The organism is Streptomyces sp. NPDC015171 (assembly GCF_043079545.1).
In the GTDB taxonomy this organism is placed as follows: Bacteria; Actinomycetota; Actinomycetes; order Streptomycetales; family Streptomycetaceae; genus Streptomyces.
Genome location: NZ_JBIBUO010000037.1, coordinates 1 through 23,775, shown reverse-complemented (window position 1 = coordinate 23,775; position 23,775 = coordinate 1). Strand labels below are relative to the sequence as shown.

Annotated in this window: 26 protein-coding genes; 21 read left to right on the top strand and 5 right to left on the bottom strand. The window is 69.7% G+C overall.

The window, feature by feature from the left end; translation table 11 throughout:
- Positions 1 to 116: 116 nt before the first annotated feature.
- Positions 117 to 329: a hypothetical protein gene (locus ACF073_RS41015; protein WP_370667337.1), complete on the bottom strand. Its 213-nt coding sequence runs from the start codon at positions 327 to 329 to the stop codon at positions 117 to 119.
- Positions 330 to 960: 631 nt separating this feature from the next.
- On the opposite strand from ACF073_RS41015, the gene ACF073_RS41010 reads away from it, so the two are divergent.
- The 13 genes from ACF073_RS41010 (at position 961) to ACF073_RS40950 (ending at position 11,488) form a co-directional block, all read left to right on the top strand.
- Complete coding sequence (locus ACF073_RS41010; RefSeq protein ID WP_392076657.1) at positions 961 to 1,458, top strand: hypothetical protein; 498 nt, start codon at positions 961 to 963, stop codon at positions 1,456 to 1,458.
- A gap of 99 nt (positions 1,459 to 1,557) precedes the next feature.
- Positions 1,558 to 1,983 carry a hypothetical protein gene (locus ACF073_RS41005; protein WP_392076656.1) on the top strand — a complete coding sequence of 142 codons (426 nt, stop codon included), beginning with the start codon at positions 1,558 to 1,560 and terminating at the stop codon, positions 1,981 to 1,983.
- Positions 1,980 to 2,768, top strand: a complete 789-nt coding sequence (locus ACF073_RS41000; protein WP_392076655.1) for a hypothetical protein — start codon at positions 1,980 to 1,982, stop codon at positions 2,766 to 2,768. The genes ACF073_RS41005 and ACF073_RS41000 overlap by 4 nt, the downstream gene beginning before the upstream one ends.
- Positions 2,765 to 3,616, top strand: coding sequence for a relaxase/mobilization nuclease (locus tag ACF073_RS40995; protein ID WP_392076654.1), 852 nt, complete (start codon positions 2,765 to 2,767; stop codon positions 3,614 to 3,616). Before ACF073_RS41000 ends, ACF073_RS40995 begins: the two co-directional genes overlap by 4 nt.
- 13 nt (positions 3,617 to 3,629) lie before the next feature.
- On the top strand, positions 3,630 to 4,334 hold the full coding sequence (locus ACF073_RS40990; RefSeq protein ID WP_392076653.1) for a hypothetical protein: 705 nt from the start codon (positions 3,630 to 3,632) through the stop codon (positions 4,332 to 4,334).
- A 25-nt stretch (positions 4,335 to 4,359) separates the two neighbouring features.
- Positions 4,360 to 5,118, top strand: a complete 759-nt coding sequence (locus tag ACF073_RS40985) for a hypothetical protein (protein ID WP_392076652.1) — start codon at positions 4,360 to 4,362, stop codon at positions 5,116 to 5,118.
- 379 nt (positions 5,119 to 5,497) lie between these two features.
- The gene (locus ACF073_RS40980) at positions 5,498 to 5,881 is read left to right on the top strand and encodes a hypothetical protein (protein WP_392076651.1); all 384 of its coding nucleotides are present in this window, start codon (positions 5,498 to 5,500) and stop codon (positions 5,879 to 5,881) included.
- Entirely contained in the window at positions 5,878 to 6,681 is an 804-nt protein-coding gene (locus tag ACF073_RS40975; RefSeq protein ID WP_392076650.1) for a DUF317 domain-containing protein, read from the top strand. Before ACF073_RS40980 ends, ACF073_RS40975 begins: the two co-directional genes overlap by 4 nt.
- A 29-nt stretch (positions 6,682 to 6,710) precedes the next feature.
- Complete coding sequence (locus tag ACF073_RS40970; protein ID WP_392076649.1) at positions 6,711 to 7,067, top strand: hypothetical protein; 357 nt, start codon at positions 6,711 to 6,713, stop codon at positions 7,065 to 7,067.
- The gene (locus tag ACF073_RS40965; RefSeq protein WP_392076648.1) at positions 7,058 to 7,879 is read left to right on the top strand and encodes a DUF317 domain-containing protein; all 822 of its coding nucleotides are present in this window, start codon (positions 7,058 to 7,060) and stop codon (positions 7,877 to 7,879) included. The genes ACF073_RS40970 and ACF073_RS40965 overlap by 10 nt, the downstream gene beginning before the upstream one ends.
- Positions 7,880 to 8,002: 123 nt before the next feature.
- Positions 8,003 to 8,383 carry a DUF317 domain-containing protein gene (locus tag ACF073_RS40960; protein WP_392076647.1) on the top strand — a complete coding sequence of 127 codons (381 nt, stop codon included), beginning with the start codon at positions 8,003 to 8,005 and terminating at the stop codon, positions 8,381 to 8,383.
- Between the two features lie 34 nt (positions 8,384 to 8,417).
- Positions 8,418 to 10,211 carry a TraM recognition domain-containing protein gene (locus ACF073_RS40955; RefSeq protein ID WP_392076646.1) on the top strand — a complete coding sequence of 598 codons (1,794 nt, stop codon included), beginning with the start codon at positions 8,418 to 8,420 and terminating at the stop codon, positions 10,209 to 10,211.
- Positions 10,208 to 11,488, top strand: a complete 1,281-nt coding sequence (locus tag ACF073_RS40950) for a tyrosine-type recombinase/integrase (RefSeq protein WP_392076645.1) — start codon at positions 10,208 to 10,210, stop codon at positions 11,486 to 11,488. Before ACF073_RS40955 ends, ACF073_RS40950 begins: the two co-directional genes overlap by 4 nt.
- Here the strand turns inward: ACF073_RS40950 and ACF073_RS40945 are convergent.
- Complete coding sequence (locus ACF073_RS40945; RefSeq protein ID WP_392076659.1) at positions 11,406 to 11,915, bottom strand: NUDIX domain-containing protein; 510 nt, start codon at positions 11,913 to 11,915, stop codon at positions 11,406 to 11,408. The genes ACF073_RS40950 and ACF073_RS40945 overlap by 83 nt on opposite strands.
- A gap of 51 nt (positions 11,916 to 11,966) precedes the next feature.
- Between ACF073_RS40945 and ACF073_RS40940 the strand changes: the two genes are divergently transcribed.
- The 4 genes from ACF073_RS40940 to ACF073_RS40925 all read left to right on the top strand — a co-directional run bounded on the left by ACF073_RS40940 (position 11,967) and on the right by ACF073_RS40925 (position 16,222).
- Positions 11,967 to 12,395 carry a hypothetical protein gene (locus ACF073_RS40940; protein WP_392076644.1) on the top strand — a complete coding sequence of 143 codons (429 nt, stop codon included), beginning with the start codon at positions 11,967 to 11,969 and terminating at the stop codon, positions 12,393 to 12,395.
- On the top strand, positions 12,392 to 13,663 hold the full coding sequence (locus tag ACF073_RS40935; RefSeq protein WP_392076643.1) for a DNA cytosine methyltransferase: 1,272 nt from the start codon (positions 12,392 to 12,394) through the stop codon (positions 13,661 to 13,663). Before ACF073_RS40940 ends, ACF073_RS40935 begins: the two co-directional genes overlap by 4 nt.
- On the top strand, positions 13,663 to 14,784 hold the full coding sequence (locus ACF073_RS40930; protein ID WP_392076642.1) for a DnaB-like helicase N-terminal domain-containing protein: 1,122 nt from the start codon (positions 13,663 to 13,665) through the stop codon (positions 14,782 to 14,784). Before ACF073_RS40935 ends, ACF073_RS40930 begins: the two co-directional genes overlap by 1 nt.
- An 808-nt stretch (positions 14,785 to 15,592) precedes the next feature.
- Complete coding sequence (locus tag ACF073_RS40925) at positions 15,593 to 16,222, top strand: DUF317 domain-containing protein (protein WP_392076641.1); 630 nt, start codon at positions 15,593 to 15,595, stop codon at positions 16,220 to 16,222.
- Here ACF073_RS40925 and ACF073_RS40920 read toward each other — a convergent pair.
- Positions 16,188 to 16,916, bottom strand: a complete 729-nt coding sequence (locus ACF073_RS40920; RefSeq protein ID WP_392076640.1) for an ISL3 family transposase — start codon at positions 16,914 to 16,916, stop codon at positions 16,188 to 16,190. The two genes, ACF073_RS40925 and ACF073_RS40920, sit on opposite strands and share 35 nt — an antisense overlap.
- Before the next feature lie 377 nt (positions 16,917 to 17,293).
- Here ACF073_RS40920 and ACF073_RS40915 point away from each other — a divergent pair, with 377 nt between their 5' ends.
- On the top strand, positions 17,294 to 17,935 hold the full coding sequence (locus ACF073_RS40915) for a hypothetical protein (RefSeq protein ID WP_392076639.1): 642 nt from the start codon (positions 17,294 to 17,296) through the stop codon (positions 17,933 to 17,935).
- 32 nt (positions 17,936 to 17,967) lie between these two features.
- Here the strand turns inward: ACF073_RS40915 and ACF073_RS40910 are convergent, their stop codons facing one another.
- On the bottom strand, positions 17,968 to 19,488 hold the full coding sequence (locus ACF073_RS40910) for an ISL3 family transposase (protein ID WP_392076658.1): 1,521 nt from the start codon (positions 19,486 to 19,488) through the stop codon (positions 17,968 to 17,970).
- Between the two features lie 690 nt (positions 19,489 to 20,178).
- A complete protein-coding gene (locus ACF073_RS40905) occupies positions 20,179 to 21,744 on the bottom strand; it encodes an ATP-binding protein (RefSeq protein ID WP_392076638.1) in 1,566 nt (521 codons plus the stop codon).
- Positions 21,745 to 21,854: 110 nt separating this feature from the next.
- Between ACF073_RS40905 and ACF073_RS40900 the strand changes: the two genes are divergently transcribed.
- From ACF073_RS40900 to ACF073_RS40890, 3 genes are all read left to right on the top strand, one after another.
- A complete protein-coding gene (locus ACF073_RS40900) occupies positions 21,855 to 22,241 on the top strand; it encodes a hypothetical protein (RefSeq protein ID WP_392076637.1) in 387 nt (128 codons plus the stop codon).
- Entirely contained in the window at positions 22,241 to 22,672 is a 432-nt protein-coding gene (locus tag ACF073_RS40895) for a response regulator (RefSeq protein ID WP_392076636.1), read from the top strand. The genes ACF073_RS40900 and ACF073_RS40895 overlap by 1 nt, the downstream gene beginning before the upstream one ends.
- A 625-nt stretch (positions 22,673 to 23,297) precedes the next feature.
- Complete coding sequence (locus tag ACF073_RS40890) at positions 23,298 to 23,504, top strand: cold-shock protein (RefSeq protein ID WP_392076635.1); 207 nt, start codon at positions 23,298 to 23,300, stop codon at positions 23,502 to 23,504.
- Positions 23,505 to 23,775: the final 271 nt, after the last annotated feature.

The window sequence follows — 23,775 nt, the reverse complement described above, 5'->3', positions numbered from 1 at the left end:
AACTCCCACTCGGCATCAGACAGTTCATGACGACGTATCACGCCACCATGATCCACCAGGCAAGATCATTTGAAGACACTGCCTAGGCGTCCCTGACGGCCGCCCCTGAGCAGCAGCTACTGCTGGCGCTTGCTCACGTGCGACACGGCGGTCATGCCAGCGCCGTAGGTGAAGGCAAGCACGGCACCGCCAGAAGCTACGGCGGTGAGGGGGCTCTGGCCGAGAACAACTGAGCCGATCCCGGCGACCAGCCCAGTGATGACAGACACCAGAGCAACCACGACCACGTGATACACGCGGTGGTCGCAGGCAGAAGTGGTGGCAGACAAGTAGGGCCCTCCCATACTCCGTCGGAGCGCCGTCACCTGAATCAGGGCAGGTCAAAGCCTGCGCTGGATTCACGTCACAGCGTCGCCGCCCATCGGGCGTCGCAACAGGGAAGCGCCGGCCAGACGCCCCTATTGGCTCTCGACCGGAGCGCCGTAGCGGTGGGCCATCATCACCGATGCATCATGCCTTTCAAGCGTCTCGTCAACCGCGTCCCATAATAACCAACCCCACTGACATCCAGTCGAGTTGGTGAACACCGCCGGTGCGCCCCAAGCACTGACACCGCTTCAGTCAGGGCAGTGCGGCCTTCGTCGCCAGAACATGTCTCATCCGCCCACCACGGGCATCAGGCGCTGTGGACGAGTGTGCTGCCCCCGGCTGCGCACCGGGCGGCATTCCGCCGGCACCGCCCTGGCCGGACGGCTCGCCGAGCAGCCACTCCCCGGCACGGTACTCCCGGCGCCAGCGCGGCCTTCGCTCTCACCGTCCTTCTCGCCGCGCGCCGACGTCTCGGCACCACCCGACACCGGCGGCGAGGACGAGACCGCCGCCTGCCCCGAGGCCGGCACAAGACGCCCTGATCAGGGCGCATTCCAACCCCTACTTTCAACCCTTTCGAGGAGATCATCTATGGCCGTCCGTACGCAGTGGACCGTGGAGCACGCGTGCTCTCACCAGGTGGTACATGACCTGTCCGGTCGTCCTGCCGACAAGCGAGCCGGTTTTGCCCGCTGGCTCGCGGCGAAGGACTGCACCGACTGCTGGAAGGCGTCGCGCGACGCCGACACGGAGTCGAAGGAGGAATGGCTCGCGGCCAAGCGCGCCGCCGAGCAGGAGGCTGCGCTCGCGTGGGCGAAGCAGTTCGACATGCCGCAGTTGGAAGGCCCCGAGAGGGCCCTGGACTGGGGCGAGCGCTCCCGCCACCAGCTGATGACGGCCGCGCACACCGCGCTGGTCGTGGAGGGCACGTGGGACGAGGCGGACTGGGCGGAGCTGGAGGAGAAGGCCCGCGCCATCACCCGTGCCGGATGGTGGATCGACCAGCGCGACGCCGAGGGCACTGACCTGCTTGAACTCCTCGACGCAGCCGGCGAGACGGACCGCGGGACGGAGAACCCGTTCCGCTGACGGCGGTGCAACATAGCCGGAGAACGCCGGTTAGCCAAACCGGCGTTCCTCCGGACTATTGATGCTCCCACCCCGCCAGCATCTGCGTGGAAGGAACTCATGTCCCAACCCCCTGCCACCTCGGCGTTCGCACCGACGCCGGACCCGCTCACCCCCGATCGGGACATCACCCACGCCCACTTCCAGGCCGGTGACACCGTCGTCGTCCTGAAAGGGATGGCCGGCGGAGAACTGTGGGGCGATGCGATGCGCGTCGTGGCACCGTCCTGGCACACCCCGACCGACGAGGACGGATGGCGTCTGCGTGATGCGACCGGCGGTGCCCAGTCCTACGTCACCGCCCATCCCCGCTACCTCGTGCACCTCTCGCGCCGCTGCCCGGACTGCCTGATCTACCTGCGCGCCATGGAGGATGCCCTCCTTTCGCGGTTCGCCGACCGCGACGAGCTGATCGACTGCGGCTGGTACACCACCACCGCCCTGGGCCAGCTCGTGCACATCGCGGACATCCGGTGCGGCCGATGACCGCTCCCAAGCACCGCCCCGGCCGCACCGCCGCACTCGACAGGGCCAAGGCCCGAGCCACCGCAACTCCGGTCGATTCTTCCTGGCCGCTACGCCTGGCCGAAGACCTCCGCGCCGTCGAGGCCGACTGGAGAACTTCGACCGAGGTGTGCGCGGATGCTGCCTGGGCGGCACGGTCGGCCGGCCGCAGCGTCCTGACACTGCTGTCCCCGCAGGACGTCACCGCAACCGGCCATGATCCGGTTACCGCCCGCACCTTGGCGCATCTGTACCTGAGCGCCCTGCGGTACGACTTCCGCTGCCCCACCCTCCAACGCCTCGTCGAACAACTAGCGCAAACCGCGCGTCAGCCGCTGGACTGCTACACCCGGGCCTTGTACGCCTTCGCGCTGCTGGGCCAGTCCCTCCCGGAGGGCCTGGCGGTCATGGACGAGGTCCTCGCCAAGGCCGGGGAGCACACCAAAACCCTGCACGTCCTGCTGCACGGGCTGTGGCTCGGCCAGGACCTGGACCAGGGCGCGGAGCGTCTCCTGGCCCTCAGCTCCCAACCGGCCCTCGCCACCGGCAGCGACCCGATCGTCCTCTTCCGCGTGGCGGGTGCCCTGCGCCGGCTGGGCCGGTACGACGAAGGGCTGGACGCCATCGACCGGGCGATCGACTGTCTGCCGCCGGGGGACACCATGGTGCACGCCGACCTGGTCCGCGAGCGCTCCCTGCTCTGCGCAGTACGCGACCTTCACCAGGACCGGCCGCCCACCCGCACGTCGGGCGGGGTGCCGTCATGATCCCCCGCCTGCACGGGCGGACCCACTCGCCGCGCGAGCCGCTCGCCGAGGCACTCGGGCGGCCCCTTTCCCCGAACGAGGGCCTGACGGAGTACACCGTCGTCGCCCACTGGCCGGGCCTGGACTACTACACCCCTAACGACGAGCAGAGAACCTGGACGTCCGTTCAGTGGGCCGAGCACCTCGAAGATCCCTACCTGGAGCATCCGTTCGCAGCCAGTGCGGACGACGACCGGCGGGCGATACTCCATCTCGACATCCGCCTCCACCCGGACGACCGGGAGCTGACCGGTCCCGAGTGGGCCGAAACCGCTCACCGGTTCGCGCGAGCCGCCGGTATCGAGATACCCGGCGCCGCGGAGCACGGCTGGCGGTGGATCGCCGTCCAGGCACAGCCCGGACGCCTGGACGTGATCGCCAACCTGATCCACCTCGACGGCACCTGGCGCACCCCGCCCTCAGACATACTGCGGCGCCTTGCGGACGAGGCACGCCGCATCGAACGGGACCTGAACCTGACCCCGGTACGCACCGGGTCCACGGTGCGGCCCGCTGTCCGCACGGCACCCACCGCGTCCGCGCAGCTCGCGAGCGTCCTTACGCAGCTCGCCGACGAGCAGGCCGGCCCCCTGGCCACGGTCCGCGGACTGATCGAGCACACCGCTCACCGCATCGCCCGCCAGCCCGGAGCCGCTGGCACCGGCACGGCGCACCGTCTGGAGCTGATCGCCCGCCGACTCCACGGCATCCAGCAGGACCTGGACACCACCGCGGCCCACCTGGCCCAGCCCCGAACCGCCGCCGTCGCAGCGACCACGGCCCGGCACACCACCCACCGGACTCCGTAGGAGAAACGTCTCCTTGCCCCGCACCACCGACCGCTTCCTGGACATCCGCCGTGACCCGCACTCCGACGAACTCCTCGCCCGCGGCGGCGACTTGGAGGCGCACAGCATCATCCAGCGCGCGGGCTTCATCGCCGTCGTCCGCCTCCACGAGACCTACCACCGCGCACCCGCCGGCCTTACCGAGGACGACGAGACGCGCCTCGCCACCGACGCCGTCGCACGCCTCCGAGCCGCCGGGTACCACGTCGACTGCGACGAACCGTTCAACACCGACGCCCGGCCGGCCCGCTATCCCACGCTCGGTACTTCGGTCTCCCACCTCGCCGAACGCCTGCGCCAAGCCACCGGCACCGCCGAGGCAGCCGACATCCTCACCGAAATCACCGCGCCCCACGACGGCATCCTCGCCGGGTTGGAGGAAACCCTCGGCGCCCTGGCGGAGTTCTTCGACGGACTCGGCAACGCGACCGATCCGCACACCGCCCGGCGCCTGCGCTACCTCGCCGACGAATACCTCCGCGTCATCCACTCCGACCTCGCGCACACCCGCGAACGGCTGGCCGACCGGCACGCCCCTCACCCCGGCCGCCGCGCCTGCGCCGAGCAGGTACCCGACCACGAGCCCGAACGCTCCGCCGTGTGCACCTGCCCACCCCCGCCACGTGCCTTGCCGGCCCCGGCACCGCCGCCCGTCGGTGCCACCCGCCTGCGCCGCTGAGCCCCCGCAACTGCCCAAGGACACCATGCACGACCACGACACCTCCGAGCGCCTCGCCTCGTACGCCGACGTCCTCGCCGGTGAACTCCCCGACACCTGGACCAGCACTCACCTCCCGCCGGATGCCAAGGACGACCTCGCCGAACTCGCCGACCGGATCTGGGACCTGGACCTGGTCGCCGCCTCCCTCGCCGAGCACCCGCTGCAGCAGGCAGCCGTCCTCAGCCGCCCCGACGGCGCCCAGCTCGTCCTGCTTGACCGGCACGACGGACGCGACGGCTTCCTTATCGCCGCCGTCGCCCCGCGCGCCCTGCCCGACGAGGCGTACCGGGCTGTCCCCGAGCCCAACGGCATCGCCCTGGCAGACGACCCGTTCCTGAGTGCCGAGCAGGTCGCCGGCGACCTGCTCGCCCGCTACGACCGTGCGCTCGCACAGGTCCGGCACAGCGCCCTGGGCGGCATCCAGCCCTCCCAGCCGGACCGGATCGTCCTGACCTGGCAGCCGGACGGCAGCGTCGCTGCCGCCCCCGCCGACGACCGTGCCGGCGCCATCCTCGTCGCCCACGGCTTTATCCGGGACCCGCACAGCGGCATCTACCGCCTGGGGGGCGACGACACCCAGATCCAGGCCCGCGCCCTGCGTGAGATCGGCCCGCGCCTCGACGCACTCGGCATCGGCACTGCCCTCCAGCACCCCGCAGCCCGGACCGCGCCCACCTCCGCCCCGGCATCCATGCCGCCGGTACCGGCCGGCACCCGTACGCCAGCCACCAGGTCTCGGTGAAGCAGGCGGAGGCCAACCTCGGTCTCCCCGCCTTGCTCCTGACCGGTCGACGAAGCCACCTACCGGCACCGGCGCGCTCCGCACCGGCCCGCCGCACCCCGTAAGACGCCCGGGCGGCCCCGGCACCCCGCCGGGGCCGCCCAGCACACCGCCCGACTCCCGGAGAAACCCGTAGCACCCCGCACACCCCCACCGATCAGCAACCGGCTCAAGCCCCGACTCGCCACGGCCCTCTTCCGCCGCTATCTGCGCGCCTGCATTCCGACCGGACCCGACCACACCTCACCGCTGGCCGGCGCCCGACCGGAGGCTGCCCTCGCCGAGGCACAGCGCGTCGGGCAGCGCCACCACCACTGACCGTCCACCGACCCGGAGGAGCATGTCCCACCCCGCCCCCTACCCGGTGAGACTGGCCGACGAGATCACCCGCCAGCTCGGCCAGCTCGCCGACCACCTCTCGCAGCTACCCCCGCCCCAGGCCGCGCAGGTCATCGCCCGCGTTCTCGACCCGGACAGCGGAGTCCTCGGCGGCGTCACTCACCTCGTCGCCACCGGAAGCGTGTTCGCCAAGGACCAGGCAGAGCGCGGCGCGCTCCCCGCACAGGTGTGGCTCGCTCTGGGCCGTGCCTCGAACGAACTGCACGACATCACCCTCGACCTGGACGAACACAACGACGCCCTGCAGCACGTCAGCACCCAGCCCGCCACCACCGCTGCGAAGCCCCCCGTGCCCGCACCGCTCGTGGTCCGGCGGCGCCGGTGAAGAAGAAGCAGTGGCAGGGCTGGGGGCCCGGCGAGCAGGCCGAGCAGCACTACCTCGTCCAGCCCCGTGCCCTGGCAGGCGGCGGCGGCGTCCGGCACGTCTCGGAGTTCCTGCGCGCCTCGGGCTGGCGGGACAAGTCCAAGACCGGCGGCCCCTTGCTTATGGAGAGCCCGGACCGGACCGTCCGCGTCGCCTACGACCCTTACGTCCTTCCCGGCGGCTGGACCATCCACGGCCGGGCAGACGGGGCCAGCGGCGAGTGGTCGGCCCACCTGGGCCGGCAGGCCCCGGTGGAGATCGTCGCCGGCCTGACCGACGCCCTCACCCGTCCCCGCTCTGCACACGCCCCCAACGTCTGGGCCCCGCTGCAGGAGCAGAACTGGCACACGCGTTTCGAGGGCGAGAACTACGTGGCGACCAGCCCCGATGGCACCGCCTGGATGCAGTACCGCCACAGCCCCGACGGGGCGGCGATGTGGTGGAGCGGAGCGCAGGACAAGCAGGGCAACGGCTGGACGGCCCACTTCACGCCGAACACCCCGATGCACCTCGTGCAAGCCTTCTCCACCGAACTCGCCAGCCCCGACCCCGTGATGCGCCCGCGCGGACGCGTCCCGATGAGCGCGCAGATCCGCACCTGGTCGGTCTCCGTCAAACCCTCCCAACTCAGCGCCTGGCAGCAGGCCCGCATCACGGCCGCCCGAGCCGCCACCTGGGCCCGCAACAGCGCCCGAAGCGCCCGGCCGCGCACCACCGCCCGCGCCCACGCCGCCGCCGGCGGCGCACGAACCCGCCGCTGACCACAACACCCACCACCCCGAGGAGCCCGATGCCTTCACTCACCCCGGACACCATCCGCGCCGCGACCGACACCCTCTGCCGTCTCACCGAATACCTGCGCGAGAACCCCGACCCTCAGGAGGCGCTCGCTCTCGTCGAGCCCCTCCTGGACGAATACACCGGCCTGCCCATCCAGCTCGGCGACACCCTGCGCGCCCTCGCCCGCGCCGTACAGAGCCACCCGGACACCCCGCGCAGCGAAAGGATCAGCGATCTGGTCACCGAGCTGCGTGCCGCGGCGTGGGTGCAGACCGACCAGTACATGCTCCACTACGTCCTGGACGAGCTACGCAAGGTGATCGTCAGCGCCGCCTCGAATGAGCCGGGGTGCGGCCGGTGCCGCTGAGCGAACGGCAGCTCGCCGCTTTCGCCGACAAGCACGCCTGGCGGATCCCCTTCGACACCAGCCCCCGCCACCTCGCCGGCCCCGGGGATGCCCGCCACGTCACCCACGGCCTGGCCGCCGCCGGATGGAGCGCCGTCTCCGACCCTTTGAGTGCCGAGATCGTCCTGCGCAGTCCCGACCTCCGCCACAGCCTCCAGTTCGACCCGCAGTCCGCCACCTCCGCGTGGTGGCGGCTGCGGGCCGAGCCCACCGACACCGAGCCCGGCTGGTACGCCGAGTTCGGTGAACTCGTGCCCGCCGAGGTCCTCGCAGGCTTCACCGACGCCCTCATCGCCTTGCCGCCACAGCAGCACGATCCGTGGCAGCCGGCGACCTCGGCTAACTGGCACCGCGACTCGGACGGTACGGCGCGCTCGCCTGATGCCATGTGCCACATCGAACTGCGCCCGCTGAGCGAATTCAGTGGCCGGTCGTCCTGGCACGTTGAGACCTGCGAGCCCGGCGACGGGCAGTTCCCCGGCCCGCGCATCTGGCACGCCTACTTCGACGAGGACGTCCCCGCCCACCTCGTCGGAGCGTTCCTCACCGCGCTGGCCGACCGCAGCCCGCTCCAGCGCGGCATGTACGACCGCACCGGCCACTACAGCGCCGTGCAGGAGCCCAGCCCGCTGCGCCCGCAGCACGTGGTCGACGCCCACACCGCCCGTATCGAGTCGCTCCGCGCCCGGGCACGCTCCGCCCGCAGCCAGCAGACGAAACCCGCACCGACCCCGGCGCAGGCCCACACCGCCCAGCCGGCTCCTCGCCGCTGAACCGACAGGACCCCCTCCCCATTTCCGCCGATCACCGCGCACACCGCGCCCTCCTCCGTCACCTCGACCATTACGTGAGCGAAGAGAGCGTGGCAGCCCCTGGCCATCGGGGCTGACGGCCTCGTGTCGCCCGATGGAACGGCCTACGTGCAGCGCCTGGGAACCGCGCAGGAACCGGGAGCCTGGTTCGTCACCGCCACCCTCGGCCCGGATCGAAAGCCGGTGTGGCAGGCACTCTTCGGCGAACACACCCCTGCCCGGCTGGTCGCCGCGTTCACCGCCTCCCTGGTCGATCCGCACCCCGTAGCGCGTACCGGCAGCCTGCGCAGTCTTCCGACCCGCGACCCGGACGTCGTCACCCGCCGCACGACGGACGTTCTCGCCGTGCACGTCGCTGCCGCCCTGGAAGACCGCGTCCACGCCCTCGCGGCGCGCCGCACCGTCCCGCCGACGACTCCAGGCCCGCCGCGCCAGCCGCCGGCCAGGAACAGTCGCAGTCGCTGAATGCCCCGCCGCCGCCCGGAAGGCCCGTAACTCTTTGCCCCCCACCTCCTCCAACAGTTCCACCGACGGGTACGACATCGTCCTGCGCCTCCTGCTCGGCGTCGCAGCCGTCGTCGTCCCCCTGTCCCACTTCGCCTGGCTGTCCGGCAACATCACCGCCTCCCTCACCGGAGCCGGCTGGGCGCCGTACCAGCCGACCAACGCTCTGCTCCACCCCGAGCGCCTCTGGCCCCACGCGGGAGAAACGTCCCTGCTGATCGGTGCCCGCATCGTCCCGGTCGTCCTGCTCCTGGCCCTCGGGACAGTGGCGGGCGTGCTGTGGGCTCGGCACAAGGACCGCAGCGGCGGCCGGAAGAAGAAGATCACCGGCATGGCAAAGGCTCGGGACATCGAGCCGCTGATGGCCAAGGCGATCACCGACAAGGCCCGCTCCCTGCGCCCGAGCCTGAAGGACGCCAAGCACATCGAGGCCCGGGACACCGGCATCCTCCTCGGCAACCTGCAGGGCACCAAGCACGAGATCCGCATGGGCTACGAGGATGTGGCCGTCGCCATCATGGCGCCCCGCTCGGGCAAGACCACCTCGCTGGCGATCCCCTCCATCCTCGCCGCGCCCGGCCCGGTCCTGCTGACCTCGAACAAGGCCGCCGGCGACGCCTACACCGCCACCCTCGACGCCCGCGCCGCGGTGGGACGGGTGTGGTCGATGGACCCGCAGCAGATCGCGCACGCCGCACGCGAGATGTGGTGGAACCCCTTGGCGGATGCCAAGACCCTCGACGGCGCCGGCCGTCTGGCCGGCCACTTCCTCGCCGCCTCCGTGGATGCCTCCCAGCAGGGTGACTTCTGGTCCAAGGCCGGATCCAACATCCTCAGCCAGCTCTTTCTCGCCGCCGCGCTGGATGAGCGGCCGATCACTGACGTGATGCAGTGGCTGGCCTTCCCCGCCGACCGCACCCCGCTCGACATCTTGCGCGATCACGGGTTTGCCGCGGTCGCCGCCCAGCTCAAGGGCACCGTGGAAGGACCGCCGGAAACCCGGGACGGCATCTACGAGACCGCTCGCCAGTACGCCGCCGCGCTGCTCAACAGCGAGATCGCCGCCTGGGTCACCCCGCAGAAGAACGTCCCGGAGTTCAGGCCGTCCGAGTTCGTCACCTCCACCGACACCCTGTATCTGCTGTCCAAGGACGGCGGAGGCGGAGCCTCGGCGCTGATCGCGGCGTGCGCGGATTCGGTGATGCGGGCCGCGACCGCACAGGCCGAACGCGCCGGCGGACGCCTCGACCCGCCCATGCTCGCGATCCTCGACGAGGCCGCCAACGTGTGCAAGATCTCCGACCTTCCGGACCTGTACTCGCACCTTGGGTCGCGCGGGATCATCCCGATCACGATCCTGCAGTCCTACCGCCAGGGCCAGAAGGTCTGGGGGGACGCCGGCATGGACGCCATGTGGTCCGCCTCGACCGTCAAGGTCATCGGCTCCGGCATCGACGACCCCGACTTCGCGGACAAGCTGTCCCGCCTGATCGGCGACCACGACGTCGAGACCACCTCGACCTCGCACTCCGAGTCCGGCAAGTCGACCTCGGTGTCGATGCGACAGCAGCGGATCCTGCCCGCCGACGAGATCCGCGCCCTCCCCAAGGGCACAGCGCTCTGCTTCGCCACCGGTATGCGCGCCGCCATGCTCGACCTGCGCCCGTGGTACCGGGAGCCCGGCGCGGAGGAGCTGTCCGCGGCGTCCGACCACGCGTCGCAGGCGATCACCGCCCGCGCGATCGCGAAGCACGCGCCGACACAGTCCGACTTCGGCAAGGCCGTGTGAGCGGCGCCCCGCTGCACCTGGTGCCGGTCCGCTCACGCCAGGCGAAGGACTTCGTGCGGACCTGGCACCGCCACCACCTACGGGCCCTGATGGGCCCGAAGCCGCGGATCATCGACGATGCGACCTGGGCCAAGCTCATGGCCGCCGGGCTGACGCTGAACAGCGAGGACCTCAAGCCCTACGGCACCCCCAGGGCCCGCTCCGCGGGCTGGCAGGCGACCTACTACCCCGTCGAGATGGTCCGGGCCATGGTCGGCGTCTGGCTGTTCGCCGGATGCCGAATCGACGAGCTGCGCCGCCTGGACCTGGAGTGCATCACCTGGGACGAGGGAACCGACGAGCGAACCGGTGAGACCTACCCGATCTGCCTGCTGCACATCCCCCAGAACAAGACCAGCGGGCCCTTCGCCAAACCCGTCGACCCGCTGGTCGGGGAACTGATCGACGCCTGGAAACTCGTCCGCTCACCTCAGCCGGACCTCGCGGACCGCAAGACCGGCCTACCCCGCCAACACCTGTTCTGCCACCGCGGCCAGCTGGTCGGGAGCGCCTACCTCAACGAGAACATCATCCCGGCCCTCTGCCAGAAGGCCGGCATCCCCACCGAAGACTCCCGCGGCGCCCTCACCAGCCACCGGGCCCGCAGCACCATCGCCACTCAGCTCTTGAACGCCCGCGACCCCCTCACCCTCGGCGACCTGCAGCAATGGCTCGGCCACAAGCATCCCGCCAGCACCCGCTACTACGCCAAGATCCTTCAGCGAACCCTGACCGCCGCCTACCGGAAAGCCGACTACTTCGCCCGCAACATCCGCACCATCGAGGTCCTCATCGACCGCGACAGCATCCTCACCGGCGCCGCAGCCAGCGGCGAACAGCCCTGGAAGTACTACGACCTCGGCGACGGCTACTGCAGCTACGACTTCTTCGCCAAGTGCCCCCACCGCATGGCCTGCGCCCGCTGCCCTTTCTACGTCCCCAAGAAGTCAACCAAGGGCCAGCTGCTCGCGGTCAAGGACGGCATCAACAAGATGCTCGAACAGGTCGACCTCACCGACGACGAGCGCGAAGCACTCGAAGGCGACCGGGAAGCGGTCACCGCCCTTGCCGAACGTCTCGCGGACATTCCTACCCCCGCCGGCCCCACTCCCAGGGACCTCGGGACGACAGGCGCCTTCGTCCCGCTGACCCAGCTCAAGAACACCGTTCCTGCGCGGAATCCGGGGCAGCACGACAAGCAAGATATCGATCGAAAACCGCCTGGCTATCAGGAGTGAAGGTCCATTGCTGCAGAGCCCGCCGCAGCTCGGACTCGGTCAGCCAACCGTGCCAGGCCGCTTCTTCCGGATGAGGGGCGACGATCTCCGGAACCACGGCGTCACAGACCGCAAGCCAGTGAGGGCTGAGCCCGTCCCGGTTCAGGAACTTGAACCGAAGGCACGGCGCCGCGCGCACTCCCAGCTCCTCACTGAGCTCGCGGGCAACTGCCTGCTCATAGGACTCGCCCACCCCCGCGGCGCCCCCGACCCCGAGTTCGTAGTGCCCTGGGAAACGGGACAGGTGCTCGGCCCGCCGGTGGACGAGAAAACGGCCTCGCCTATCGCGGCACACCGCCACACCGACCCGGTGCAGCCAGCCCTCTCGAACGGCGTCCCGGCGACTGACTACCCCCAGCACACGGTCCTGAGCGTCAACACGTTCCACGAGTTCATCCACGCCGCACACGATCGCAGGCACCACTGACAGTCGCCCGGAATGACCGGACTGTCACACAGTCGGCGACCCCTCAGACCGACCTCAACCCTCGAACAAAGGATCACGACCCTGTCTCAATTCTCAATAACTTGCCCGTTCCACGGAAACGCCCAGTGGCGTCATATCCGGGACACTTCTGCGTCCGAGTGGGCGGACGTCGTCGAATTCGACCAAGCGATCCGGCAGGGCAATGCCCGCGCCAACGCCTCAGGCAGCCGACTCCTCGGCGAGGCGTTCCTTCACCGCTCCCGCGTCCCGCTGAGCCAGGCACCGATCGACCACGTCACCGCGGCCGAGCGAGCCAGCCTGCAGATCAGCTTGGACGAGGCCGACGTCCTGGAGAACGGCGTCGAGGACGGCTGCTCGCCCTGGGCCTGCCGCGGCGACGCCGACGCCCTGACGCAGGACGGTTTCGGGCTGGCCACGTGATCCTCGACCTCTTCGCGGGGCCCGGCGGCTGGAGCAGAGCACTGCACGTCCTGGGCGCACGCGACGTCGGGCTGGAATGGGACCCGTGGGCGTGCAAGACCCGCTCTGCCGCCGGGCAGTGGACCATCCGTACCGACGTGGCGACGTACCCGGTGTGGCCGTTCGCCGGCCGCACCCGCGGTGTGATCGCGTCCCCGCCGTGCCAGGCATGGAGCATGGCCGGCAAACGCCTCGGCCTCCTCGACCAGCCACTGGTGCACGCGGCGGTCGAGGACCTGGCCGCCGGACGCGACACCCGCGCACGCCTCCTCGCCGCATGCCGCGACGAGCGCTCCCTTCTCGCCGCCGAGCCGATGCGCTACCTGCACGCCCTGAACACGGTCGGCGAGCCCCACTGGGTCGCGATGGAGGAGGTCCCCGACGTCCTGCCGCTGTGGAAGCAGTACGCGGCCGTGCTGCGCGGGTGGGGGTTCTCCGTCTGGTGCGGGATCCTCAACGCCGCCGACTTCGGCGTCCCGCAGACCAGGAAGCGGGCCATTCTGCTCGCCTCCCGGGTTCGTACGGCGCAGCCGCCCACGCCCACGCACGCCCAACTCGCCGAGCCGGACTCGCTGTTCGGTCCGGGCCGCGCCCGCTGGGTCAGCATGACCCAGGCCCTGGGGTGGGGGGCGACCGACCGGCCCGTCCCCACCGTCTGCGCGGGGGGCGGTCCGGGCGGCGGACCTGAGCCATTCCCGTCGGGCTCCCGCAAGACGCTGTCCGACGCACGAGAGCGGGGCACGTGGACACCCCGGCCGAACAGCACGGTCCAGCGGTCCCGCCGAGGAGGCACTGGGCGGGCGGCCAAGCACAGCAGACACGAGAGCCGTGCCGCCGACATTCACGCGCCGACCTGCAGCACGGAGGCCCCTCGCTGGTCGTGGTCCCTGCGCAGCAACAGCCAGGCCAACGCCACCGTCCGTCCGCTGTCCGAGCCGGCGGGAACGCTGTTCTTCGGGCACCGGGCGAACGAGTGCACCTGGGTCGCCGAACCCGTCTCACCGCCAGCCGAGGACACGGACCCGTCGGCAGTGCCGGATCCGATCCGGATCACCGCCCAAGAGGCCGGCCTCCTGCAGACCTTCCCCGCCGACTACCCCTGGGCCGGCAACAAGAGCCAGCAGTTCTCGCAGATCGGCAACGCCGTCCCGCCGCTGCTCGCCGGCCATCTCCTCGCCCCGCACCTCGGCGTCCGCCTCGACCCCGACGACTTCACCCTGGCCGCCTGATGTCCCACACCCCCGAACCCGACGACGACTACGACCTCGACCTCGATGCCGGCGCTCCGCCCCAGCCGGTGTTCCACGTCGAGCAGGCCCTCCTCGGAGCCCTCCTCCTTGATCCCCGCCGCCTCGGTGACCTGACCGGCATCACCGCCGACTCGTTCTCCACCGCCGCCCACACGGCCGTGTTCGCCGCGATCAGCACCCTGCCGCCACCCGCCCCGGACGAGCACGTGAAGAACGCCACCTGGCTGGACCTCGTGCTCACCACGGCACGCCAGCAGGCACGCGGGCTGACCGCCTCCGACCTGCACGCCCTCGTCCAGGTCTGCCCCTGGCCCCGCCACGCACCTGCCTACGCCCGAATGGACGAGGCCGAGCACGCCCGCCGGCGCCTTGCGGCAGCCGCGGACCGCCTCGCGCACACCGTCCACGACGCCTCCCTGCCCGACCCCGTCCAGACGGTGCTCACCGAGGCCGACGCACTCGCCACGGTCGTGGACGACATCGCAGCCCGCTTCCCGCCCCGCGCCGGAGCCCTGCCCCGCACCCCGGCTCCGCCGCCACCCGCCGCACTCGGCTACATGGAGGCCATCGAGGAGGAGCGGCTGCTGCTCGCGACCGCCACCGCCTACCCGGCCGGCATCGAAGCCGTCCCGTGGCTGCTCCCCGGCGACCTCGTCGTGCCGCTGCACGCCGGCCTATGGCAGTGCCTGACCGCCCTGGCCCGCCGCCAGGAACCCGTCGACCCAGTCACCGTCCTCTGGGAAGCCCAGCAGCGCGGCCTGCTCGACGACGGAAGCGACCCCGGTGAAGTGCTGCAGATGCTGGCGCAGCCGGCGGCATCCGTGGAGCACTGGGCCGAGCGTGCCCTACAGCGATCCCTCCTGACCACCGCCGATCACACCGCCCAGCGCATCACGGCGTGCGCCGGCGACCTGACGAACACACCCTTTCAGCTCGTCGTCGGCACTCGACGCGCCCTCGCCGACATCGGCGCCGTCCGCACCCGCTGGCAGCACGCCACCACACCGGTCCCGCCGCCGCGACCGGCACCCACCACCCGCGCCGGCCCACCCACCACCACGGTCGCACACACCGCCCGCCCAGTTAGGGCAGCCCGATAGCTCCCGCATACGCCGGTGGCCGGACCTGAAGGACCGGCCACCGGCAGAACAGACGAGACCCCCACATGAGTACCGCCATCGACGCCCACGTCCGCCTCGACAGCCACCCCACGCACCCCAGCGCCGTGCAGGCCGTCCTGACCGGCAGCCAGGCCCACGTCGCCCTCGTGGCCCTTCAGGCTGCCGAGTGGAGCGTCGCCGCCACCAACGTCCTGGTCCTGGCCCGCATCGATCACGAAGAGCCCCACTGGGCCAAGGACGCAGCCGAGCACCTGCGCGCCGAAGGCATCGCCGTGGAAATCACCGCACGGCTCCAGGAAGCCATCAACGAGGAATGGACCTGGGCCGACTACCCCATGCCGTGGTGCACCCGCAGCGAGATCCGCGAGGTCTCCAACCAGGCGCAGAAGATCCACGACGACATCCGCCACGGCCACCTCCTCATCCACGCCCACGCCCACGACGGCCACACCACCGTGGCCGTCGGCACCTACCTCCACGCAAGCGGGAAATCCGTCTACCTCCACGGCGAGAACCACCTGCGCCAGATCGCCGACACCTTCGACTCACCCGCAGAGGCGCTGCTCGCCTTCGAGAGGGTCCACGCAGCCACGATGCGCCCCGGTCCGGCGCCCCTGACCGACACCGAACGCGCCGCCATCGCAGCGCGCTCCGTCTTCGACGTCACCACGGCCAAGGCCCAACCGTCCCGCCCGGAACCGGAGACAGTCCCCGTCTACCTGGCCGATCCCGGAGACCACGATGCGCTCTTGGAGACGTTCCTCGACTCCCACGGCGGATGGCAGAAATGGCGGACCCGGTCGGACGAAAGACCACGCACGCCATTCACGAGTCCCAGACCCTGCGCATCGAGCGCGTCCATGAAGCAGACGCCCGCGAGGCCGCCTGGACCGTGGCCGCCTACGAGACACCCGTCTCCGACCGGATGTGGCACCTCACCGCCACCGCCACCACCCCCGCCCCCGTACTGGAGGCCCTGCTCCTCCACCTCGCTGAAGGCGAGGCGTGCGACACCGCCCTTGGAAGCCCCGTCACCGAGAAGACCGTCACCGCCGCTACCCAGCCCCTCACCGATGCCGGCTGGGAGCACACCGTCGACGGACGCTGGATCCGGTGGACAAACCCCTCCCGGGACGCCGGCATCCGGTTCGACGCCTTCGCCGCCCACCAGCCGAACAGCAACCTCACCACCTGGACCATCTGGTCCGGCCCCAGCATCGACCATCCCACCTGGACCGTCACAGCATCCCCGTACACCCCCGCGGCGATGCTGGCCGACCTCTCCGAGACCCTCGCCCACGACACCGGCACCCACCGCGCCCAGCCCACGGGCCACGTGAAAAAGACCAGCCTCACCACCGGCCCGCCGGCTACTGCGCCCGTCACTGCCGGTTCAGCGGCCAGCAGGTCCCGCTGACTACATACGCACGAGGGCGGGGCAACATAGCGCGGGATCGCCGGTTGGCCAAACCGGCAATCCCGCGCACCATAGCGTCGGGGGCACCGCGCCGGGCGCCCTCGGCGTAGGCGCCGGCCCGGTCCCGACAGATGATCTCCACTCCGGGGTGGCGGATCAGCCAGGCGGCCAATGGCCCGGCTTCACGGGCCGGGAGCACATCGACCACGCGATGGTCTTCGACGCTGGTCAAGACGGTGGAGTAGGTCTGGCCGCGACGGATCGCGAAGTCGTCCACGCCCAGCACATGCGGAGTACTGAACTGTGGATCGGGCAGTGCCATGACCCTGCGTAACAAGGTCATCCTTCCCGCGCCGAAGCCCAGCTGGGCAGCCAGCCGGGCGCCGGCCCGCCCGGCCAGGGCGAGCCCCACTCGCTCCAGGGCGTGGTTGAGCCGCGTGGTGAACCGTGCGTGGGGGGCGGCCAGCCGGGAGAACGGCTCGGCGAACGTCCGGCGGGGGCAGTCCGCCGACCCGCAGATGAAGCGCCGGACCGTCAGCCGGATTATAAAAGCCTGCTCAGCGAGCGGAAGATCCTTCAGTCTGCGCTGATACCGGTCGTGGACTCTGTCCGAGAAGCAGCCGCAGTCCGGACATGCCGCCCCGGCCGCGCGGCCTCTCGCCAGTGCCGAACGCGGCCGTAGCCGCCTTGACATCCACCATCGTCGATTCCGTCGAACACCAGCAAGTCCCAAAACGGTGCATCGGTCTGCATGACCAGCACCATCACCGTTCACAACCGACCGCAGCAGCGGCACTCAGGCACCTGAGGGAGCGTCAATTTTGGTCGCCGGACGACAAGGCGTACGCGGTCTCACGTGAACAGTCCACTCACAATCGAACGCAGAAGTAGCACTCAGCGACGACTCCCCAAGATCTGTGCCAGAACCGAGTTTCGACAGCGGTTGTTCACGAGTTTGGGTTCTGGTCCAACTTCTGTGGAGCGGTGACGCTCAGTGTTGTTGGACGGCTCTGCCAGGTGATGTTGCGCTCGATCGATGGTGTGTCGGTGGGGCAATCGATAATGGCAGTCATGGCAGATCGCAGTCCGGTGCTCCGGATCATCAACTCGGCGGCGCGGGAGTCCTTGAAGCCGCTCGGCCTGGCCCAGCGGAGGCGGTCGCGGCTGTGGATTGATGATCACGGATGGTGGCTCGGGGTTGTGGAGTTCACCTCTCCGCGAATCGCCGGCAGCGGCCTGTACGTCGGTGCGATGTGGCTGTGGCGCGACGTGGACCACCTGGCCTTCCATGTGGACGCCGTCCGGGTGGGCTCCGAGCTGTTTCGCTCCGAGGAGCAGTTCACACCACTGGCACTCGAACTCAGTCGGCAGGCGGCTGTGAACGTGACCGCGCTGAGGGAGAAGTTCCCGGGTCTGCCGGACGTTGCCCGATTTCTGACGTCCAGGCCGGTGCGGCGGGGATTCTTCTGGGACAGCTTTGACTCTGGGATCGCAGCCGCCCTGGTTGGGGACCCGGGCACGGCCCGAGATCACTTCGCACGAGTCCTTCGAGAGGACGCGCTGGCCTCGTGGATGGCCGAAGCCCAGGAGAATGCGCGTGGGCTTCACGCGATCGCGGCAGATCGCGACGCCGTGACCGCCTGGGTCACGCGGGCCGTCGACTCATGCCGGAGCAAGCTGGGCCTGGATCCCGCACCGTTTGCGATCAGCTGAACGGACCCGCTCGTCAAGCGACAGAGCTGCGGTCAGGCAAAGAGGACTCGCTTCCGCAGCAGGCCGAAGCTGGCCCGGCCGTACATCTGGCGCTTGATCATTTTGATCCGGTTGACGTGGCCTTCGACGACGCCGGAGCTCCACGGAAGTGTGAGGCCGGCGGTGACGGCTACGAGATCGCGTTCGAGGCCGTTGACGAAGGTGTGGAGGCTGGGCAGGTCGTCGGCGCGGACCGCCTTGATCCATTGCGAGAGCTGGTTGCCTTGGAGCTGGGTGAGCATCTTCCCGAACACGCGGACGTGGCCGGTGAGTGCATCCAGTTCGGGGCAGCCGGCGAGAACGGCTTTGAGCTTCATGCGCTCGCTTTCCGGCAGGGTATCGGGGTGGGTGAGGATCCAGCTGGTGACCGTGCGTGGGGACGGTGGGCGAGTTGCTGGTGTGGTCGGGGTTGTGCGGAACGGCTGGAGGTAGGCGCGGACCGCTCCGTAGCCGCCGGTGTAGCCGTGAGCCTTGATCTCTTCCCAGAGGGCCCAGGCGTTCGTGCAGCCTTCGGCCCATCGCTCGTGCAGGTAGGGCTTGAAGTCGTCGAGCCTGGTCGGGCGGTTCTGCCACTGCCCCTGGAACAGCTCTTCCGGCCTGGCGGCGTCGGCCAGCCGTTGGACGGTTCGGTAGGTCATGCCGAGCTGGCGCTGGATCGAGCGTCGGCTGTGGCCGGCAGCCAGCAGCGCGTGGACGGTGGCGTGCTTGACTCGGGTGCGATCGGCGAAACGGTGCCCGGTCGGCCATGGCGATCCGCTCTCGGCCGTAGCTGGCGCCTTCTCCGGCACCAACTCTACGAAGGTCGCACGGAGGCACGGGCGGTGGCGGGAGATACACCGCTCGGCTGCTTCGCCGAGGTTGCGCCACAGGTGGAAGCGGTCGGCGACCTGGACCGCAGTGGGCGCCCCGATCCTGGCTCCCTCGGCGAAGAACGAAGCACGGTCACGGCAGATGACTTCGATCCCCGGGCGTTCGGCCAGCCAGGCCGCGACAGTGCCCGCCTCACGATCCGGCAGCAGGTCAACCGGCCTGCGAGTCTCGACGTCGACCAGCACAGTCCCGTAGACGCGGCCCTTTCGTATGGCGTACTCGTCGACGCCGACCACCCGCGGGACCCGTGGCTGGGGTTCCGGGATGGCGTCGACCAGCCGCAGGACCGTATTCCGGCTGATCTTCGCCCCGAAGACGTCGGCCAGCTTGGCACCGGCACGGCCGGCCAATGCGAGGCCGACCTCGGCCAGGAGTGACCGCATGCGTTCGGTCCGCTGGCTGTACCGCCGGGTCAGGCCCGGGACCTGCTCGACGAACGTCCGCCGCACGCAGGAGACGTCCTCACACGTGAAGCGCCTGACACGAAGCCGCAGCACCACCCGCCGTCCCGCCACGGGGAGGTCAGCTGGAAACCGCAGGTAAGAGCCGTGCACCCGCCCCGACCAGCTCCCACAACCGGGGCACCGAGCCCCAGCCGTCCGGCATCTGACACCGACCCGAATTACCTCGCCATCGTCTTGCACCGACTCCACCCTGATCCCCGGATCCGCCAGGAAGAGCAGCACTTCCAGCCGGAGCAGTACCTCGTGCACAGCTCAGAACCATCAGCCCGAACGTTGTCGACACCAGCGGTTTCCAGACGATCTCGCGAGATATACCAGAGAGATCAACAGTCACAGGGAGTAGGCACACCACAGAAGTTGGACCAGAACCCATTCTCATGAGCAGAGCCAGGGTGTCGAGTGAGCCCGCGCCAGAGTCTCGTGTGCCGGCATTTTTCATTCTCCCCTGTTTCTGGTGCTGCTGTTCCGGTCACGAAAAGCTAGCCACGCGACGATGAGGATGACATCACACACGCCTGCGACCAGCAGAAGAGGGAAGGCGGCGCCTCAACCGGCTTTGGCGCCGGGGTAGGCGGCGAATCCGTAACAGACAATCGATGCCAGAACTGCAATCCAGGCATTTCGTTTAATGGCTGCTTGACTGCCGTAGGCGCTTTCTAAGAAGCGTTACACAATACCCACTCGTCGCAGGCCGCCATGGAAGCGGCAGCCTGCAGTGTTTTCTACTCGCCTTCCGCATACGCGAATCCGTCAACCCCGCAGCATCAATGCCCCTTCGGCACCTCCGGCATGGGCCGATCTCCTCGCCGTCGTCAATTGGAACAACGAATTTCGTGCCGTGTCGGGAGGCCGGTGGTCAACAGCCCAAGCTCAGGGCTGGGATGGCGTGGCGGAGAGTGTGAAGGCGATGCGGGTGCCGGGCCCGGTGGTGGGCTGGAGGGCGATGGCGCCGTCGTGGTACTCGACGATCTTCTTGCACATGGCCAGTCCGATGCCGCTGCCGGGATAGCTGTCCTTGGTGTGCAGGCGCTGGAAGATGACGAAGATGCGGTCGGCGTACTCCGGGTCGATCCCGATCCCGTTGTCGGTGACGGAGAAGCTCCACGTCCCGTCGTCCCGGGACACGGCGATGTGGATCTCCGGCGTGCGGTCGGGGGCGCGGAACTTCACGGCGTTGGCGATGAGGTTCTGCCAGAGCATGCCGAGCTGGGTGGCGTCTCCGGTGACGGTGGGCAGGTCCTCACGGGTGATGCGCGCGCCGGACTCCTCGATGGAGAGGCTGAGAGTGTCGAGTGTCTTGTCGACGAGCGCGTTGAGGTCGACGGGCCCGTCGTTGTTGTGGACGCGGCCGATGCGGGAGAAGGCGAGCAGGTCGTTGATGAGGACCTGCATGCGGTTCGCGCCGTCGACGGCGTAGGAGATGTACTGGTCGGCGCGGGCGTCGAGCTGTCCGGCGTAGCGGCGCTGGAGCAGCTGGGTGAAGCTGGAGACCTTGCGCAGGGGTTCCTGGAGGTCGTGCGAGGCGATGTAGGCGAACTGTTCCAGTTCCTCGTTGGAGCGTTTGAGGTCGAGGGCCTGTTCGTCCAGGAGGGAGCGCTGCTCCTCGCTGACGGCGAGTTCGTCGGCCAGGCGGCGGCGCATGGATTCGATGTCCGTGCCGAGCTGTCGCAGGTCGGCGGGGCCGGATGCGGCGATGGCGTGGGTGAAGTCGCCGCCGGTGACCTGACTGGCGTCGTGGCTGAGCCGGGCGAGCGGGCCGGTGACGCCACGGCGCAGTCCCTCGAACGCGGCCACGGCCATCAGGACGATCACCAGCGCGATGGCGGTGAAGGCCCAGTTCCGCAGCCGTTGGGCGTTTTGCAGGTCGGTCACCGCGCTGACGCGGGCATCGCGAAGGTGGTCCTGCTGGGCGGTCATGGCCTGGCGCAGGTGGTCGAAGGCGGCCTTGCCTTCCGTGGCCTGGTCGGTGGCTAGTGGGACGGGGGCGCCCGCGGGGGCCTGGGAGACGGGGGTGGCGATCCGCTCCTGCCACGTCCGTGCGCGGTCGAGGACGGTCTCCAGGTCGGCCTGGCCGCGCGTGTTGCCAGCGAGCAGCTGCCTGAGCCGATCGACCGCCGTCTTCTCGTCGGTGAGTCCCTGCCGGTAGGGCTGGAGGAATTCCTCCTGGCCGGTCAGGCCGTAGCCGCGGATGCCGGTCTCCTGGTTGACCAGTGCGGTCTCCAGGCGGACGGAGTTGGTCAGCGAGGGTGAGCGGGTGTTGACGAGGTTGTCGGTGATCGACGTTGTCCGGCTCAGGGTCCACACGCCCAGTCCCCCGAGTGCGGCTAGGAGGGCCAGGGCGCAGCTCACACTGACCTGTAGCCAGCGGCGCGTCGTCCAGTGTGCCGTCGCGCCCTGCCGCGCCACGGGCTTCGGTTGCGCCTGGCCTGCGGTCATCTCGTGTGCTCCTCGTTCGGATGTCCGCCTGACGTGCACGCGGCGTGCACACTTTAGCGCGGCGACAATGATTGTTGTCACGCGCTCGGAACAGGCCCTAAAGTGTGCCCATGCCAGGCATCCACTTCTCCTTGCGGATGACCGACGCCGAGATCGGCGAACTCGCAGCCATCGAGATCGACGACCTCGTCACGCGGCTTGTCCCGGAGGTATTCGCGCCCGTACTGGGCCGCGTCGACTACACCCGCGAGCAGGCGACGGCGCTGGCACAGCTGCATCTGCTCACCTATCTCCGCCAGGCCGTGGACCTGCTGGAAGTGAAGGCCGCTCACGCCGCCGCCGACGCCGGCGCCGGCTACCCCCAGATCGGCCGGGCCTCCAACATGACCCGGCAGGGCGCCCGCCGCCGCTGGCCCGGCCTGCTCCAGCAGCCGCCTGTACCGGACGTCGGCATCCCAGATCACCGCCCTACCCGCCCCGAAACCGGGAGTTCCTGATGATGGTCGCCCCTGCCCGCCCCTACGACGTCCTGCTCGTCGAGGACGACGAGGCCGACGCACTGCTCATCCAGGACGCCCTCGAGGCGCGCGGAGCCCGCCGCCTCACCCAGGTCCAGGACGGCGTCGCCGGTCTCGAATACCTCCGCGACCGGGCCAACCCCCGCCCGGACCTGATCGTCCTGGACCTCAACATGCCGCGTATGAACGGCCGTGAGCTGCTCGCCGTCATCAAGGAGGACGAGGACCTGCGCACCATCCCGGTCGTCGTCCTCACCACGTCCTCGGCCCCCGAGGACGTCACCGGCGCCTACCGCAAGCACGCCAACGCGTACGTCACCAAGCCGGTCAACCTCGACGACTTCGAACGCGCGGTCCAGAGCATCGACATGTTCTACCTGGAGACCGCCACCCGGCTCCCGCGTTCCTGATCGCCCTACACCCTCGGTAGCCATACTCCGGTGCCCTCCCTCTGCGGCGGGCAACCGGACGCGCCGAAGCTGTCTGGCTGTGTGACGTCGATCGGGCCTGGACGAGCCCGCCGGCGCGGCACTTGCACGGCCGCAGTGACCGGTCGGCACGACAGCTGACCGGTGAGGGTATCCCCGCCTGGGCTTTCGGGACCCTGTTCCCCATCGGTCGACAGTGGCGCCCAGTCCTGATCGGCGTTCACGTCACTGCCGCTTCGGGCGCGGCCATCGCTCTCATGGGCCCTACGGCTCCGGCACCCCGCTGCGCATCCTGGCCGAGCTCCGACCCGACCACGCTGGGCAACTCACGCTCGCCGCCCGTGTTCAGCGCCGCTCTAACCTCCACGCAGGCCGCCTCATAGACAGCGGCCGCGAAAGTTGACCGTCTCCTGCCTGCCTGAAGACGCCTGGGCGCGTTCCGTCGACAGTACGTGTGCCAGACCCCGACACGACACGCTACGCCCCGCGTGGAGCCGGGTCCCTCAAGCGGCGCCGGGATACAACTGGCGTCAGGCCCTGTCCGATCGTGGACTGGACCGCACTCAGAAGAGCCGGCGATTCCCGGCAGGATGTGAAGGGCACGAGTATGGCCAGCGGCACCGTGAAGTGGTTCAACGCCGAAAAGGGCTACGGATTCATCGAACAGGACGGCGGCGGACCGGACGTGTTCGCGCACTACTCCCAAATCTCCGGCAGCGGGGGGTACCGCGAACTCGTCGAGGGCCAGCATGTCGTGTTCGACGTGACTCAGGGCCCCAAAGGTCCCCAGGCCGAGAACATCGTCCGCAGCTGAGTTCATCCGGAGACAATCGGCACGGTACGAGGCGGCCGGAAGTTGTGGCCGCCTGAAGACGTGGGGCCAGGTGACCAAGAGCGAGGTCCGTGGCCCCACGTACGTCGGGCGCACAACCGGCGGCGTCCAGTCCATCTTGGTACCCAGCCGCGTCGGGGCAGCAGACCGTCAGTGGCTGCTAGGTTCTGTCGTCAAATGTCACGCCCACATCAGGAGTGAGGCGAGGGTGACGGCTGCTTCGTAAGACTCAGTGGTCTTGTCGTACCTGGTA

Coding starts and splice junctions, on each gene's coding strand:
- ACF073_RS41010 (WP_392076657.1), top strand. CDS start 961: ATGGCCGTCCGTACGCAGTGGACCGTGGAGCACGCGTGCTCTCACCAG.
- ACF073_RS41005 (WP_392076656.1), top strand. CDS start 1,558: ATGTCCCAACCCCCTGCCACCTCGGCGTTCGCACCGACGCCGGACCCG.
- ACF073_RS41000 (WP_392076655.1), top strand. CDS start 1,980: ATGACCGCTCCCAAGCACCGCCCCGGCCGCACCGCCGCACTCGACAGG.
- ACF073_RS40995 (WP_392076654.1), top strand. CDS start 2,765: ATGATCCCCCGCCTGCACGGGCGGACCCACTCGCCGCGCGAGCCGCTC.
- ACF073_RS40985 (WP_392076652.1), top strand. CDS start 4,360: ATGCACGACCACGACACCTCCGAGCGCCTCGCCTCGTACGCCGACGTC.
- ACF073_RS40980 (WP_392076651.1), top strand. CDS start 5,498: ATGTCCCACCCCGCCCCCTACCCGGTGAGACTGGCCGACGAGATCACC.
- ACF073_RS40970 (WP_392076649.1), top strand. CDS start 6,711: ATGCCTTCACTCACCCCGGACACCATCCGCGCCGCGACCGACACCCTC.
- ACF073_RS40940 (WP_392076644.1), top strand. CDS start 11,967: ATGACCGGACTGTCACACAGTCGGCGACCCCTCAGACCGACCTCAACC.
- ACF073_RS40930 (WP_392076642.1), top strand. CDS start 13,663: ATGTCCCACACCCCCGAACCCGACGACGACTACGACCTCGACCTCGAT.
- ACF073_RS40925 (WP_392076641.1), top strand. CDS start 15,593: ATGGCGGACCCGGTCGGACGAAAGACCACGCACGCCATTCACGAGTCC.
- ACF073_RS40920 (WP_392076640.1), bottom strand. CDS start 16,916: ATGTCAAGGCGGCTACGGCCGCGTTCGGCACTGGCGAGAGGCCGCGCG.
- ACF073_RS40915 (WP_392076639.1), top strand. CDS start 17,294: ATGGCAGATCGCAGTCCGGTGCTCCGGATCATCAACTCGGCGGCGCGG.
- ACF073_RS40905 (WP_392076638.1), bottom strand. CDS start 21,744: ATGACCGCAGGCCAGGCGCAACCGAAGCCCGTGGCGCGGCAGGGCGCG.
- ACF073_RS40900 (WP_392076637.1), top strand. CDS start 21,855: ATGCCAGGCATCCACTTCTCCTTGCGGATGACCGACGCCGAGATCGGC.
- ACF073_RS40895 (WP_392076636.1), top strand. CDS start 22,241: ATGATGGTCGCCCCTGCCCGCCCCTACGACGTCCTGCTCGTCGAGGAC.
- ACF073_RS40890 (WP_392076635.1), top strand. CDS start 23,298: ATGGCCAGCGGCACCGTGAAGTGGTTCAACGCCGAAAAGGGCTACGGA.